This is a genomic window from Bradyrhizobium manausense, assembly GCF_018129685.1.
GTDB classification, from domain to species: Bacteria; Pseudomonadota; Alphaproteobacteria; order Rhizobiales; family Xanthobacteraceae; genus Bradyrhizobium; species Bradyrhizobium manausense_D.
The window spans coordinates 98,966-111,751 of sequence record NZ_JAFCLG010000015.1 but is presented as its reverse complement, the minus strand read 5'-3'; the positions used below and the strand labels follow the sequence as shown (position 1 = coordinate 111,751).

Genomic DNA, 12,786 nt, shown 5'->3' with positions numbered 1-12,786 from the left:
GAGGGCCGCCACGCGGATCGAGCTTTGGTAGGAGATTGCGATGTCTACTCAAACCATTCTTCGCGTTGCGCGACCGAGCGACAACATCGAGGCGCTGGTGCGCTTCTATCGAGATGGTCTTGGCCTCGAGATCCTGGATCGCTTTGAAAACCATGCCGGCTTCGACGGCATCATGCTTGGGCGGCGGGGCGTTCCCTATCATCTTGAATTTACCCATGCGCACGGCCATCCCGCTGGCCGGGCTTCGAGCCCGGATCATCTCCTGGTCTTCTATCTGCCTGATGCGAAGGGCTGGGAGAGCGCGGTCGCGCGAATGAAAGCGGCCGGTTATGCGCCGGTTGCATCGTTCAACCCCTATTGGGATGTGGATGGCGTGACGTTCGAGGACCCGGACGGCTATCGCGTCGTGCTTCAGCAAGCCAGTTGGGATGATTGAGCGTGGCGACCGAGAATCCCTTCCGGATACGGCTCGCCGAAGCGCGTGATGCCGACGCGATGCCATCTCTCGAGAATTCGGCCGGGACTTTGTTCCGTGAGATTCCCGCTTTGGCCTGGCTCGCAGACGGTGCGGATTTGCCGGCAGAGCGTTACCGCGACTTGATCGCCGGAGGGACAAGCTGGGTCATCGCTGACGCCGACGACCGCCCGGTTGCGTTTCTCAGCGCGAGCCGCGAGGCCGATGCCCTACATATCTGGGAGATCGGCGTGCGGCGCGATCTGCAACGACGGGGGCTCGGCCGCCGCCTTTGCGTGCACGCGATCGAGACGGCGCGCCGCTGGGGCTTTGCGGCGATCACGCTTACCACCTTCCGCGACGTGCCCTGGAATGCGCCTTTTTATGCGCGTCTAGGTTTTAAGACGCTGGAGGGGAGCGCCATGGACGCGCGCCTGGCGGCGCTACTCGAAACGGAAGCCGAGCGCGGTTTGCCGACACATCTGCGATGCGCCATGCGACTCGGACTGGGCCCTCATTGAGCCCATGGACCCGACGTTGTTGGCAGGTCCAACAGGAGGTCACCCAAACCAGGCTCCTCGACTGGCTCGATGCGTCGAAGAACTCTATCGCGTCACCGAGGTCGAGGCCGTAGCCGGCTGTGACTGACTTACCCTTGGCGATAAGCTGCCGCGCGATCGTCATCCGCGCACGCCTGATCCAGGCCGTGCAGATGCGGAGGGAGACGACTGAGCCGCCGCTCAACCGTCCTCTCATTTTGGTCAAGATGCTCGCTGTTGGGCAGGCGAACGCAATGACGCTTCATCCCAGTCTCATCCCGCTTTGACGTCGTCGCCTACGCGGCGCATCAGCGCCATCAGCACCACGAAGGTCGCAACCCACACCATGCGCGCGCCGTAGCGATCGTGTGGGCCCGAGATGACGCCGCAGATAAAGGCGTTGCCGAGCAGCGCCAGCGTCACGGTTGCCGCCAGCAGCGTCAGATCGTCGAGCCTTCGGCTCGCCAGCGCATGTCCGAGCAGCGCGAGCAGCCCGAGCATCGAGACCAGCGCGACCGGGACATGCAGCCAGTTGACATAGTCGAAATCGAGGCCCCAGTGCTGCTGCCGCGCCGCGCGCATCGGCGCGACCTGCGCCGGGACGTAGCGCTCGATGATACCGTAGGTGTGTGGAATCCAGACGCTGGCGCCTTCGCCGGTCGCCACATGCAACAATTGCTGGCCCATCGCCCGCAGCGCCGCACCTAGCTGCCAGGCCGGATAGTCGGCGAGCGACCGCTCGACGATGGTGGCCATCTCGTCGTTCATGCCTTCGAAGCGGCCGAGCGTGTTGAACATGCTCTTGCCCCACAGGAACTCGTCGGCCGTCGCCGGCAATTCGTTGCGGTAGGGACAAAGCTTGAAGTTTTCGCGCGGGCAGTGGTCGTTGAGGAAACGCGCGACGATGCCATCCTGCATCATGCGGCCGAAGGCGACACCGGTGCCGCCTGGGGTCCACGCCCATTTGCCTGACAGGGCGTGGTTGGCCGCGATCAGCATCAGGCCGCCCGCAACGATCGTCAGGCTCGCCTGGGTCAGTCCGGCAATCGGCAGACGAGTTCGCAGAAACGGCCGCGCCATCCAGCCGGCGGCGCAAAGCCCGAACAGCACGCCGAGCGTAGCGCTGTGGGTTGCGGCGGCAAAGGCGGTGAAGACGAACAGCGAGGCCTTCTCCAGCCCCGAGATTCGGCCGCCGCCGACGATCAGGAGAAACAGCGACAGCACCGACAGTCCCGCAAAGATGTCGGTGATCAGCATGCTGGCGAGCCACGGCAGCGCCGTCGCCAGGATCAGCAGCAGGCTGATCGCGACGAAGCGGAAGGTCTGCATCATCGCGAGCACGCGCAATGTCAGTTGCAGCAGCCACAGCGTTGCCAGCGACTGGAAGGCAATATTGATCCAGAAGCCGAAACCTTCGCCATAGTGCAGATAGAGGCCGAACACCGTGGAGCGGCTGGGGACGAGATAGCCCTCGTACCAGCGCGCCAGATAGCCGCCGGTATCCCATTGCAACAGCGGGTAGCCGTTCCAGAGCGCCGGTGCGATCATGAGGAGGGGCAAGAGAAGGGGCAAGCCCACCGCCGCCAGCCGCAGCCAAAGCTTACCCGCGGCGCGCGCGCGCAATTGATCGGTGGTGATGCTCAAAACCGTCCCATCCTCGTGCCGGACCATTCCGCAATAAGGGTTGGGACGAAATTCACCAATAGTTTGACGCCGCCCGGCTTGAATTTGGCGAAATGCTGACCATTTCCAACCGACCCTGCCGCTCGGGGGCGTCAGAAGAACCTCTTGTGTTTCAATGCGTTGGCGCACTGGCGCGGGGCAAGGCGCTGTTCACTCTCAGGCAAGCCCGTCAGGACTTTGTCGCTTACTGTGTGTTATAGAACCAGCCAAACGAAATTCGAAAGAGCAATCCATGGCAGTGCATCAGGTCAATCCGGGAGGAAAGCTCGCAACGCTCGATCCGATCTGGGACCGGATCCGCGGCGAGGCCGAGGACATCGTCCACCGCGAGCCCGAGCTTGCGACTTTCATCTATTCGACCGTGCTGCATCACAGCCGCCTCGAAGATTCGGTGGTCCACCGCGTCGCCGACCGGCTCGATCACGCCGCGCTCTCGGGCGACCTCGTGCGCCAGACGTTCGATGAAGCCCTGCGCGACGATCCGGATATCGGCAACGCCTTCCGCGCCGATCTCGTCGCCGTCTACGACCGCGATCCCGCCACCTCGCGCTTCATCGATCCCTTGCTCTATTTCAAGGGCTTTCACGCGATCCAGACCCATCGTCTCGCGCACTGGCTCTATCTGAAGGGCCGCAAGGATTTTGCGTATTACCTGCAGAGCCGTGCGTCCGCGGTGTTCCAGACCGACATCAATCCCGCCGCGCGCATCGGCCGCGGCATCTTCCTCGACCATGCGACTGGCTTCGTCTGCGGCGAGACGGCTGTCATCGAGGACGACGTCTCGATCCTGCATGGCGTCACGCTCGGCGGCACCGGCAAGGAGAACGAGGACCGTCACCCCAAGATTCGTCACGGCGTGCTGATCGGCGCGGGCGCGAAGATCCTCGGCAACATCGAGATCGGCCATTGCGCGCGCATCGCGGCCGGTTCGGTCGTGGTCAAGCCTGTGCCGCACAATGTCACGGTCGCCGGCGTGCCGGCCAAGATCGTGGGTGAGGCCGGCTGTGCCGAGCCGTCCCGCACCATGGACCAGATGATCAACGCGATGGGTCTTTAGACCCGTGAGTTTAAGGGCCGGATCTGCCGGCCCTTTTCGTCCCCACATTCTTTGGCAATTCATGCTGGCGGTTCGTCGCGTCTCGTCCTAAAACCCGCCGACCAAATTTGATCGGAGACTTGCCGTGGACGTCAAAGAAGTCAGAAAGCTCGATGCGTATCTGAAGCGCGTATTCGGCAATCCCAAGATCCGCGTCGTGCCGCGGCCGAAGAAGGACGACAGCGCCGAGGTCTATATCGGCGAGGAGTTCATCGGCGTGCTCTTCGTCGACGACGAGGATGATGATCGCTCGTTCCAGTTCCAGATGGCGATCCTCGAGGACGATCTGGTCGATCAGGAATAGCGTCGACGCCGTCATTGCGGGGCAGCGTCCGGGTTTGCGGACGTTCGCTACGCCTTGCTCGCCTCGACATGCGAGGCGAGCACTTTCCACATCGTCATTGCTTCGCTACGCTCGCAATGACGGATGATGGTCTTGAAGCCGCATCGCTACGGCCGCCTCACTCTATGTCTTTGTAAGAATGCGCAGCCGCGCCGTTGCCTCGGCGACCATGACGCCCTTGGCATCGATGAGCTCGGCCTGCACGACCATGTCGCGCTCCGCCTGCTCCGTCACCCGCGCGCGAGCCGTGATGGCGCCCACCGCCGCAGGTTTCAGGAAGCGCGTGTCGAGGCTCCTGGTGACCACAGTCAGGTCAGGCGAGAGTTTTGCCAGCGCGCAAAGCCCGGTGGCGGAATCCAGCATCGCCGCGAGAAATCCGCCCTGCACAGTCCCGTGTCTGTTGGTGAATGCGGGCTGAGCCTGGAAGCGGATCACGGCATCGCCGCTCTCGTCGAAGCCGAGCCATTCGCGTCCAAGGAGCCGGGCGCCTGGCGGCATGTTGGCGGCTGCGTCATTCACGCGATCACCCCATGATGGCATTTTGCCCCTGTTTTGCCCGACGGGTCAAGATTTATTTCGAAAAATACGAATTTTCGAGTACGCAGGCCAGGACAGGCGCTTCGCTACTGTGCATGGGGTTGTTTTCGACCCTTCGTCGCGAAGGCCGAGCGCTCAGCCCTTCGGCCCGCGCAATTGCACGGTCAGCCTGTCCATCGCCTCCGCGACGTCGCGCCATTGCGACAGCCAGTTGCGCGGAAAGCGGAAGGTGAGGTCGGCGCCATCGACGCGGCGCTCGGACAGGCACATGCCGGGCGTGGCCGCATCGCGCGTGCAGCGCGCGGTGAGCGCGGGGGAGCCCGCGGAGTACAGATCCTCGCCATCATAGGGCGTGTCGCTGCGGAACGGGCGCATGGTCAATCCGTCGCTGGGTGTCGTCGCTGACGGCTCGAGATAGCGCGGATAGATCGTCGCGGTGCGCTGCTCGGGCGACAGCGCATCGTGATGCGCCGCGATCGAGAGGAAGATGCGGTCGATCGGCTGCATCGCCGTGTCGACGGTGTCGGCGGTCACATGCGTCGGCCCGTTCGGTGCTTCCAGCGAGGGATAAAGAAAGTCGAGATCGATGCGCTCCTGCGGCCCGGAGTGCCGCTGGATCTTCATCCGGATCGCCTCATGCGGCAGGTTGAACAGCGTGCCGCCGACGCTGACCGGCAGCCTGTCGGGCGCATCCGAGCCGCCCGTGCTCCAGGTCGGCCACAACAGATAGGCGACCAGCGCGATCGCCCCTGCCGCCAACACGCCGCCGACCGCAAACGGGACGAGATGTGCGGAGGTACGCATCCTTGCGGTTGTCCTGGAAGTGCGAGGGGAGGCTGCCGAAAACACCGTCATGACGTCGCGAGAAATGGCCCGGAGGTCGGCCGGTGGCCGACGAATCACCGGCGAATATGCCACGCTGCGGCGATATCGCGGAAGGTTCCCGGCTACCGGATGCGGCAGGGGGCTCTGCGCGGAGAGAGCGGCGCCGTTAACCTTCGCTTAAGGATAATGTAGCGTTAACCGGCACGATTTGTCACAGGAAGGCTCCTCGCGTTGCGTAAGGGCGGACTGTTCCGATGACACCTGAAGCTCTCAACACCTTCTTCTCGATCTGCATCGGCTTCGCGCTCGCGGGTGCGCTCGCAAATGGATACCAGGCGCTGTCGCAGCGCCCCGCAGGTTTCGGCCTGCTGCAGGAGGGCGTGGCCGCGCGCACGTTCGCGGCGGTGCCGTTCCTCGTGTTCGCCGCGCCCTTCATCATCATGCGCAACACGCTGCGCGGCATGCGGCTGGAAAGCCGCCGGTTCGAATTCGTGATGATGGCGACCGTCATCGCCGGCTTCTGGAGCATGATGAGCGGCACCTTCTTCCTGATGACGCTGCGCGCGACCGGCGTCATCGGCTGACGGCCCTGCAGGGCCGCCCGTTGCGGCGGCCCTTTGCCTCGGCGCCATCGTTTCGCTATGGCTTGGGCTGGCGCGACAGGAGACCTCCATGGCGATATACGAGCTCGACGGGCAGGCGCCCGAGCTTCCTTCCGACGGCAATTACTTCATCGCGGAAACCGCGACGGTGATCGGCAAGGTGCGCCTGAAGCCGGGTGCGAGCGTCTGGTTCGGCGCCGTGCTGCGCGGCGACAATGAATGGATCGAGATCGGCGAGGGCGCCAACGTGCAGGATGGCTCGACCTGCCACACCGACCTCGGCTTTCCGCTTGTCATCGGCAGGAACTGCACCGTCGGCCACAACGTCATCCTGCACGGTTGCACGATCGAGGAAGGCGCGCTGATCGGCATGGGTTCGATCGTGATGAATGGCGCGAAGATCGGCCGCAACAGCATTGTCGGTGCCGGCTCCGTCATCACCGAGGGCAAGGAATTTCCCGAACGTTCGCTGATCATCGGCTCGCCCGCGCGCGTCATCCGCGCGCTCGACGATGGCCAGGTGCAGAAGATGGGAAGTGCGGCGAAGTTCTATGTCGCCAACGGCCCGCGCTTCAAGAAGGGTTTGACGCGGATCGGCTGAGACTGGCGCCGGAACCGCGCGGTCAAAGTCTTGGTGCGCGCAAAGCCGTTGCGCATATTCGTGGCTGTCTCCTTGCGTTCAAGCCGACGTGAAGGGATGTGCTCCGGAACCTGTCTTTGCCCCGGCCGTTGGTCGGACGAGGAGATTCCGATGCTCAGATTGTCCGCAAGCGCTTCAATCAAGACGTTGATCGTCGTCTTCAGTCTCGCCGCGCTGCCCGCGATATCCTTCGCGCAAAGCACTGGCGGATCCTCCGGTGCGACGGCTGGCGTTGCGAATGCGCCGGCACCGCCGCCCGGCACCAACGGTCTCGGCACGGCGCAATCCTCCGGCGCAAACACTGCGCAAGGTGTCACCACCGGGGCAGCCTCGGGGACCAACCCCGACGCCGATGCCACGGTGAGCGCCGAGAACAAGCTGCTCGACAAGAAGCTGAAGAGCATCTGCCGCGGCTGCTGACGCTCGCGTGGAAGTGAGCCGACGCGCCTATCATCGATGATCTGATGACATTAGCTTGGTCGTGTTTTGAAGTGTGGAGCGTGTCCACGCGGAGGGTGAGTTGATGTTGCGCAAGATGATGTTGGCGGCACTGGCCATCGCGGCAGTGGGTCTCGCGGTGCCCGAGGCGGCGCAGGCGCGGGGCGGTTTCGGTGGCGGCGGCCATTGGGGTGGTGGCGGTTGGCATGGCGGCGGCTGGGGCCATGGCTGGCACGGCGGCGGTTTCTGGCCGGGTATCGCGATCGGCGCCGGCATCGCGGGCGCCGGCTATTACGGCGCGTATGGTTATCCCTACTACGGCAACCCCTATTATTACGGCGTCGGCTACGAGGACTACGGCGCGCAGTGCTATCTCGTGCGGCAGCGGGTCATGACGCCATGGGGCTGGCGCATTCGCCGCGTTCAGGTTTGTGAATAGGCTGGCAAGAGGCGCTGGAGCCCGGCTGAAGCACCTGAATACCGGGGGTAAAAAACAAGGCCGTTGACGCAGTATACCGTCAACGACCTTGCCAGCCCCGGATATTGAAATCGGCTCACGCCATCCGGTAGAGCCCAGCATGGCGCGGAATCATACGGACGAATGTGATCCATTTCACAAGTCGCGAAAATAAAAGGCCGCGGCTAGGGATCCAATCAGCCGCGTGAGCGTTTCCGGCCGCTGGCATGAGCGTGGTGGCGAGCCGGTTTCCTTGAAGTAACCGAGGGCGTGTCGGCCTCATTGGCACGGACGCTGGCAAAGGATTGCCGCAAACTGTCGATGGATTCGTTCAGATTGGCGACCTGATCCGACAGGCGCTTGGTGTCTGACTGCTGCGCGGCGAGCAGTCGCTTCATGGTCTGAAGCTGATCCTGTACGACCTGAAGCTGGTCGATCGATTCCTGTTGGGTTGCTTCCAGCCCCTTGGTCTTCTCGACCAGTTGTTCCGAGGCCTGGGCCGCCCGCACCTGAAGCTGGCGCGAGGCAACCACGCGGTCGGTCTCCGGCGCAGCGCCGGTATAGGCGCGCCAGATCGCGATCGAGGTGACTCCCGCAATCAGCAGCAGGAGCGCCGCGGCCGTGAGCGCAATCGGCTGCGCGCCGAGACGAAGGAGAGGATTGGACGGCGTGTCCTCTGCGAGATCGATCATCGCTGACAAGACCCAAATTGAAACTTGGTGAGTGGCGAAGAGCGGCAGCACGAGAAACGCAGAACAATGCGGCCGGGACGTCCGGAAAGTGTTACTGTTCAGCAACAATTGGGACGAAAAGGTGGCCGGTTGGGAAAAAAGCGCAATTGACCCAGAGCGCATTTGATCCCATCCAGAGGTTCCGGAGATCGAAAGCGGCACCTCAAAAAGGAAATCCCGCCACGCCGAATACGGCGGAGCGGGAATGTCGCGGTACGATCAGCGAGAACGGCGGTTAGGCGCGCACGGCCTTCAACGAGGGCTGGATCGTCATCCGATAGGCGATGAACGCCGTTCCGTTAAATGTCTCCAGGACCTCGTCACATGCCGGACAGCGATACTCGCCGGAGTTGGCAGGCGGCGTGGCAAGTTCGAGCCGCCGAAAGCCTGCCCCGCAGGCCGAACAGGTGACATCGTTCTTTTTCATCTTGATCCCGTAAGAATACTGGTGCGGAGTCTTAGCACAGCTTGGGGCGAAACGGAGGTCGCTTGTGACAGACACATAAAAGTTGATCGCACAGTCACCGCGCCGACGCACTTTCAGGGCTGAAACGGCGCAAACGGACCCGAATATGTTTTCGCACGCGGTGCCGCGTACGGGCCGAGCCGGGATGTCGAGAGCCCCAGCCGCACCAGTCCTTCAGCCAGCGTCACCGCGGCGGCGACGCCGTCGACCACCGGCAGGCCGTGGGTGGCGGCGAGCTCGGCGGCGAGATCGGCCATGCCGGCGCAGCCAAGCACGATGGCCTCGGCACGGTCGTCACGGATTGCGGCCGTGATCTCCGCGGAGATCTTTCCAAGAGCGTCCGCGTTGCGCTCCTCGAGCGCAAGCACGGGGACCTCGGCGGCACGAACGCGGGCGCAGCGGTCGGCGAGGCCGTATTTCCGCAGATTATGTTCGATCGGCACGATGGAGACGCCGAGCGTCGTCACCACGGCAAAGCGCGCCGCGACCAGGCTCGCGAGGTGAAAGCCGGCTTCGCCGATACCGATGACCGGTGCCTTTGCCATGGCGCGCGCAGCATCCAGGCCAGTGTCGTCGAAGCAGGCGATGATGTGGGCGTCGGCGCCGTCGCGATCGGCCTCGCGGATGCAGCCGAGCATGCCGGGGACGGCAAAGGCCTCGTCGTAGAATCCCTCGATCGAAACCGGTCCCATCGCCGGCTGGCGCGCATCGACCACCGTGTCGCCCAGCGCGATCGATCGCGCCGCGGCGGCGATCTTCGCCGTCATCGTCGCAGTCGTGTTGGGATTGACGACGTGCAGTCGCATCGCGATCAGACGAGCCCTTTGTTAGACGAGTCCTTTGCCGGCGTCCGATCCCTTGGCCGCCTGGCGCTTGTTGAGCACGTGGATTGTGCCGAGCGCAAGGGTGATCACGGTGAACGAGACCGCCGAGATCACGGTGCCGAGTGCATAGATGTCCGGGTTGGTCACCGTGGTGGTGAGACCCTGAAGATCGAGCGGCAATGTATTGACCGCGCCGATCGCCTGGCTGGAGCGCGCAAGCTCGTCCCAGGACAGCGTGAAGCCGAACAGGCCGATACCGATCACGGATGGCAGGATGATCGGCAGCACGACATGACGGAAGGCCTGCCATGGCGTCGCACCGAGATCACGTGCGGCTTCCTCGAGCCTGGGGTCGAAGCGGTTGAAGATCGCGAACATGATGAGCAGGCCGAACGGCAGCGTCCAGGTCAGGTGCGCGCCGAGCCCTGAGGTGAGCAGGCCCATTGAAGTCTCGAAATTTTCGTTCCAATGCGCCTTGATCAAATCATCGATGATACGGAATTCAAGCGAGATGCCGAGCGAGGTGATGATCGAGGGAACGATGAGGCTGGCGATCGCCGAGTAGAACAGGATGCTCTGCGCCTTGAATTTGCGGCGGAACGCCATGCCGGCGGCGACCGACAGCACGACCGTGGTGATCATCACGACGATGCCGAGCAGCAAGGAGCGGCGGAAGGCCGCGCCGAGATCGACGATGCCGGTGCCCTGGAACAATTTCGAGATCCAGAAGGTCGAAACGCCGTTCATCGGGAAGGTGAGGCCGCCCTGCGGCCCCTGAAACGACAGCACGTAGATCGCGATCATAGGGCCGTAGAGAAACAGCACATAGACCGCAAAGAAGATCGCGAGCACGTAGAAGCTGCGCGGGCGTCCCTCCTTCATCGCTCACAGCTCCTTCTTGATGTCGACGATGCGCGACATCATGGTGATGATCATGAAGGTGATGACCAGCAGGATCACCGCATTGGCGGCCGCGGCCGGGAATTGCAGCGCGTTCACGCGTGTCTCGATGATCTTGCCGGCGGCCGCGATCTGCTGGCCACCCATCACGCCGATTGTGATGAAATCGCCCATCACGATGGTGATGACGAAGATCGATCCGATCACGATGCCGGGCTTGGCGAGCGGAATGATGACGTTGACGAGGGTCTGGAAGCCGGTGGCGCCGGCATCATAGGCCGCCTCGATCAGCGACTTGTCGATGCGCACCATCGAATTGAAGATCGGCACCACCATGAAGAAGGTGAAGAGGTGGACCAGCGCCAGCACCACGGAGAATTCCGAGAACAGCAGCCATTCGACCGGCTGGTTGATCAGCCCGACCTTGATGAGGCCGGAGTTGACGAGGCCGTTTCGGCCGAGCAGCGGGATCCAGGCGATCATGCGGATCACGTTCGATGTCCAGAACGGGATCGTGCAGAGCAGCGACAGGCCCATCTGCCAGGTCTTGGACTTGATGTGGAAGGCGAGGAAGTAGGCGACCCAGAAGCCGATGAAGAGCGTGATGGCCCAGACCAGGACGCAGAATTTCAGCGTCTTCACATAGGTCTTGGCGATCGTGCACAGATCAGGGAGCTGCGCGATGCAGCCTTCGAACGTGTCGGTGTAACCGCGGCCCGAGAAGGCCGGCAGCAATTGATATTCGTTATAGTCCCAGAACGAGACGATGACGACGAAGACTAGCGGGATCAGAAAGAAGGCGAGGAACACCAGCATCATCGGCCCGGCCTGGAGCCAGGAGATGACGGAGGGCGACAGGCGCGCCGCTTTGCTGCGGCGCGCCGTCTGCGATCCCCGGACAATGTCCGGGGATGTCTGTTGCAGGATGTCTTCCGACGTATCCATCACGCGGCGATGAACTCGTTCCACTTGCGGACCATGTAGTCGTTCTCGTCCATGACGGCGTTCCAGCACGCGACAGCGCCCATGCGGTCCTCGTAGGAACCGCCGTCACGCACCGCGCCGGCCTTCTCGAGCAGGGAGCCGTCGGGCGCCTTGATGTCCTTCTCGGCCGGCTTGCCCTCCATCCAATAGGCCCACTCGTAGGGCTCCATGTTGGCCTTCGCGGTCGAGAGCACGGCGGAGTAGTAGCCCTGGCGGTTGAGATAGGCGCCGGCATAGCCGGACAGGAACCAGTTGACGAACTCATAGGCCCAATCGAGCTTCGCACCCGACACGCCCTTGGAGACGCAGAAGCCTGAGGCCCAGGAGCGGTAACCTTCCTTGAGCGGCTGGAAGGTGCAGGCAATGCCCATCGAGCGGACCTTGGTCACCGCCGGCGACCACATCGACTGAATGACGGTCTCGCCCGAAGCCATCAGGTTGACGCTCTCGTTGAAGTCCTTCCAGAACGCACGGAACTGGCCGGCCTTCTTCGCCTCGGTCATCACCTTCATGGTGAGATCGATCTCTTCCTTGGTCATGTTGCCCTTGTCGGCATATTTGTACTTGCCGGTGGCTTCCACGACCATCGCGGCATCCATGATGCCGATCGAGGGGATGTTGAGGATCGAGGCCTTGCCCTTGAATTCGGGATTGAGCAGCTCCGACCACGAGCTGATCGGGCGCTTGATGAGATCGGGACGGATGCCGAGCGTGTCGGCGTTGTAGACGGTCGGGATCAGCGTGACGAACTCGGTCGCCGTCTTGGAGAAGGTCTTGGAGTCCTTGCCCTCGAGATAGAGCACCTTCCAGGGCGCGGTGCCCTGATTGCCGATCTTCTTGCCGCCGGGCGTCTCGCCCTTGGTGAAGACGGGCGTGATGTTGTCGAATTCCTTGATCTTCTTGGCATCGAGAGCAAGGATGTTGCCCGACGGCACCAGCTTCTTCAGCGAGAAATATTCGGTGTCCAGCACGTCGAAGGAGTTCGGCTGGGTCATCACGCGCTTGGTCACGTCGTCGGTGGTCGCGGTGATGTATTCGATCTTGATGCCGGTGTCCTTCAGGCACTGCTTGGAGATGTCGTCGCCCTCGTTCACGGCGGTGCCGAGATAGCGCAGCACCTTCGGCTCGGCCGACATCACATAGGGGAAGCCGGTGATGGCGCCGGAGCCGGCGGCGAGGCCCGCGAGACCCGCGGTGCTCTTGAGTAGCGTGCGGCGGCTGACGCCGGTCTTCTTGGTCGTCTCGGTCATTCCAGTCACTCCTCTGT

17 protein-coding genes are annotated in these 12,786 nt (G+C 63.0%); 8 read left to right on the top strand and 9 right to left on the bottom strand.

Annotation, left to right across the window (positions count from 1 at the left end; genetic code table 11):
* The first annotated feature begins 40 nt into the window (after positions 1-40).
* Both JQ621_RS26930 and JQ621_RS26925 read left to right on the top strand, forming a co-directional pair.
* The gene (locus tag JQ621_RS26930; RefSeq protein ID WP_212238806.1) at positions 41-436 is read left to right on the top strand and encodes a VOC family protein; all 396 of its coding nucleotides are present in this window, start codon (positions 41-43) and stop codon (positions 434-436) included.
* A gap of 2 nt (positions 437-438) precedes the next feature.
* Positions 439-975, top strand: a complete 537-nt coding sequence (locus JQ621_RS26925) for a GNAT family N-acetyltransferase (protein WP_212238803.1) — start codon at positions 439-441, stop codon at positions 973-975.
* Positions 976-1,266: 291 nt separating this feature from the next.
* On the opposite strand, the gene JQ621_RS26920 is transcribed toward JQ621_RS26925, so the two are convergent.
* Positions 1,267-2,637 carry a hypothetical protein gene (locus tag JQ621_RS26920; protein ID WP_212238800.1) on the bottom strand — a complete coding sequence of 457 codons (1,371 nt, stop codon included), beginning with the start codon at positions 2,635-2,637 and terminating at the stop codon, positions 1,267-1,269.
* Positions 2,638-2,908: 271 nt separating this feature from the next.
* Here JQ621_RS26920 and cysE point away from each other — a divergent pair, with 271 nt between their 5' ends.
* The gene (gene cysE / locus JQ621_RS26915; RefSeq protein ID WP_212238797.1) at positions 2,909-3,733 is read left to right on the top strand and encodes a serine O-acetyltransferase; all 825 of its coding nucleotides are present in this window, start codon (positions 2,909-2,911) and stop codon (positions 3,731-3,733) included.
* Positions 3,734-3,857: 124 nt separating this feature from the next.
* Positions 3,858-4,076: a DUF3126 family protein gene (locus JQ621_RS26910; protein ID WP_007602550.1), complete on the top strand. Its 219-nt coding sequence runs from the start codon at positions 3,858-3,860 to the stop codon at positions 4,074-4,076.
* A gap of 162 nt (positions 4,077-4,238) precedes the next feature.
* On the opposite strand, the gene JQ621_RS26905 is transcribed toward JQ621_RS26910, so the two are convergent.
* Both JQ621_RS26905 and JQ621_RS26900 read right to left on the bottom strand, forming a co-directional pair.
* Positions 4,239-4,634 (bottom strand): PaaI family thioesterase, encoded by a 396-nt coding sequence (locus JQ621_RS26905; protein ID WP_312015450.1) that lies wholly within the window; start codon positions 4,632-4,634, stop codon positions 4,239-4,241.
* 153 nt (positions 4,635-4,787) lie between these two features.
* Positions 4,788-5,507 (bottom strand): hypothetical protein, encoded by a 720-nt coding sequence (locus JQ621_RS26900; RefSeq protein WP_212238794.1) that lies wholly within the window; start codon positions 5,505-5,507, stop codon positions 4,788-4,790.
* A 224-nt stretch (positions 5,508-5,731) separates the two neighbouring features.
* Between JQ621_RS26900 and JQ621_RS26895 the strand changes: the two genes are divergently transcribed.
* From JQ621_RS26895 to JQ621_RS26880, 4 genes are all read left to right on the top strand, one after another.
* Positions 5,732-6,061, top strand: a complete 330-nt coding sequence (locus JQ621_RS26895) for a DUF6949 family protein (RefSeq protein ID WP_212238791.1) — start codon at positions 5,732-5,734, stop codon at positions 6,059-6,061.
* Positions 6,062-6,149: 88 nt separating this feature from the next.
* Entirely contained in the window at positions 6,150-6,680 is a 531-nt protein-coding gene (locus JQ621_RS26890; protein WP_212238787.1) for a gamma carbonic anhydrase family protein, read from the top strand.
* 150 nt (positions 6,681-6,830) lie between these two features.
* The gene (locus JQ621_RS26885; RefSeq protein WP_212238784.1) at positions 6,831-7,139 is read left to right on the top strand and encodes a hypothetical protein; all 309 of its coding nucleotides are present in this window, start codon (positions 6,831-6,833) and stop codon (positions 7,137-7,139) included.
* Positions 7,140-7,242: 103 nt separating this feature from the next.
* Positions 7,243-7,596, top strand: a complete 354-nt coding sequence (locus tag JQ621_RS26880) for a hypothetical protein (RefSeq protein ID WP_212238782.1) — start codon at positions 7,243-7,245, stop codon at positions 7,594-7,596.
* A 215-nt stretch (positions 7,597-7,811) separates the two neighbouring features.
* Here the strand turns inward: JQ621_RS26880 and JQ621_RS26875 are convergent, their stop codons facing one another.
* The 6 genes from JQ621_RS26875 to JQ621_RS26850 form a co-directional block, all read right to left on the bottom strand.
* Positions 7,812-8,306: a hypothetical protein gene (locus JQ621_RS26875; RefSeq protein WP_212238870.1), complete on the bottom strand. Its 495-nt coding sequence runs from the start codon at positions 8,304-8,306 to the stop codon at positions 7,812-7,814.
* A gap of 274 nt (positions 8,307-8,580) precedes the next feature.
* The gene (locus JQ621_RS26870; protein WP_212238780.1) at positions 8,581-8,772 is read right to left on the bottom strand and encodes a hypothetical protein; all 192 of its coding nucleotides are present in this window, start codon (positions 8,770-8,772) and stop codon (positions 8,581-8,583) included.
* 113 nt (positions 8,773-8,885) lie between these two features.
* Entirely contained in the window at positions 8,886-9,617 is a 732-nt protein-coding gene (locus JQ621_RS26865) for an aspartate/glutamate racemase family protein (protein WP_212238778.1), read from the bottom strand.
* A gap of 21 nt (positions 9,618-9,638) precedes the next feature.
* On the bottom strand, positions 9,639-10,517 hold the full coding sequence (locus tag JQ621_RS26860; protein ID WP_212238777.1) for an ABC transporter permease: 879 nt from the start codon (positions 10,515-10,517) through the stop codon (positions 9,639-9,641).
* Between the two features lie 3 nt (positions 10,518-10,520).
* Positions 10,521-11,480, bottom strand: coding sequence for an ABC transporter permease (locus JQ621_RS26855; RefSeq protein ID WP_212238868.1), 960 nt, complete (start codon positions 11,478-11,480; stop codon positions 10,521-10,523).
* Positions 11,480-12,769, bottom strand: a complete 1,290-nt coding sequence (locus JQ621_RS26850; protein ID WP_212238767.1) for an ABC transporter substrate-binding protein — start codon at positions 12,767-12,769, stop codon at positions 11,480-11,482. The genes JQ621_RS26855 and JQ621_RS26850 overlap by 1 nt, the downstream gene beginning before the upstream one ends.
* Positions 12,770-12,786 lie beyond the last annotated feature (17 nt).

Bases quoted from the DNA above. Each gene is read 5' to 3' on its own strand.
- JQ621_RS26930 (WP_212238806.1), top strand. From the start codon at position 41: ATGTCTACTCAAACCATTCTTCGCGTTGCGCGACCGAGCGACAACATC.
- cysE (WP_212238797.1), top strand. From the start codon at position 2,909: ATGGCAGTGCATCAGGTCAATCCGGGAGGAAAGCTCGCAACGCTCGAT.
- JQ621_RS26900 (WP_212238794.1), bottom strand. From the start codon at position 5,507: ATGACGGTGTTTTCGGCAGCCTCCCCTCGCACTTCCAGGACAACCGCA.
- JQ621_RS26895 (WP_212238791.1), top strand. From the start codon at position 5,732: ATGACACCTGAAGCTCTCAACACCTTCTTCTCGATCTGCATCGGCTTC.
- JQ621_RS26890 (WP_212238787.1), top strand. From the start codon at position 6,150: ATGGCGATATACGAGCTCGACGGGCAGGCGCCCGAGCTTCCTTCCGAC.
- JQ621_RS26885 (WP_212238784.1), top strand. From the start codon at position 6,831: ATGCTCAGATTGTCCGCAAGCGCTTCAATCAAGACGTTGATCGTCGTC.
- JQ621_RS26880 (WP_212238782.1), top strand. From the start codon at position 7,243: ATGTTGCGCAAGATGATGTTGGCGGCACTGGCCATCGCGGCAGTGGGT.
- JQ621_RS26875 (WP_212238870.1), bottom strand. From the start codon at position 8,306: ATGATCGATCTCGCAGAGGACACGCCGTCCAATCCTCTCCTTCGTCTC.
- JQ621_RS26870 (WP_212238780.1), bottom strand. From the start codon at position 8,772: ATGAAAAAGAACGATGTCACCTGTTCGGCCTGCGGGGCAGGCTTTCGG.
- JQ621_RS26865 (WP_212238778.1), bottom strand. From the start codon at position 9,617: ATGCGACTGCACGTCGTCAATCCCAACACGACTGCGACGATGACGGCG.
- JQ621_RS26860 (WP_212238777.1), bottom strand. From the start codon at position 10,517: ATGAAGGAGGGACGCCCGCGCAGCTTCTACGTGCTCGCGATCTTCTTT.
- JQ621_RS26855 (WP_212238868.1), bottom strand. From the start codon at position 11,480: ATGGATACGTCGGAAGACATCCTGCAACAGACATCCCCGGACATTGTC.
- JQ621_RS26850 (WP_212238767.1), bottom strand. From the start codon at position 12,769: ATGACCGAGACGACCAAGAAGACCGGCGTCAGCCGCCGCACGCTACTC.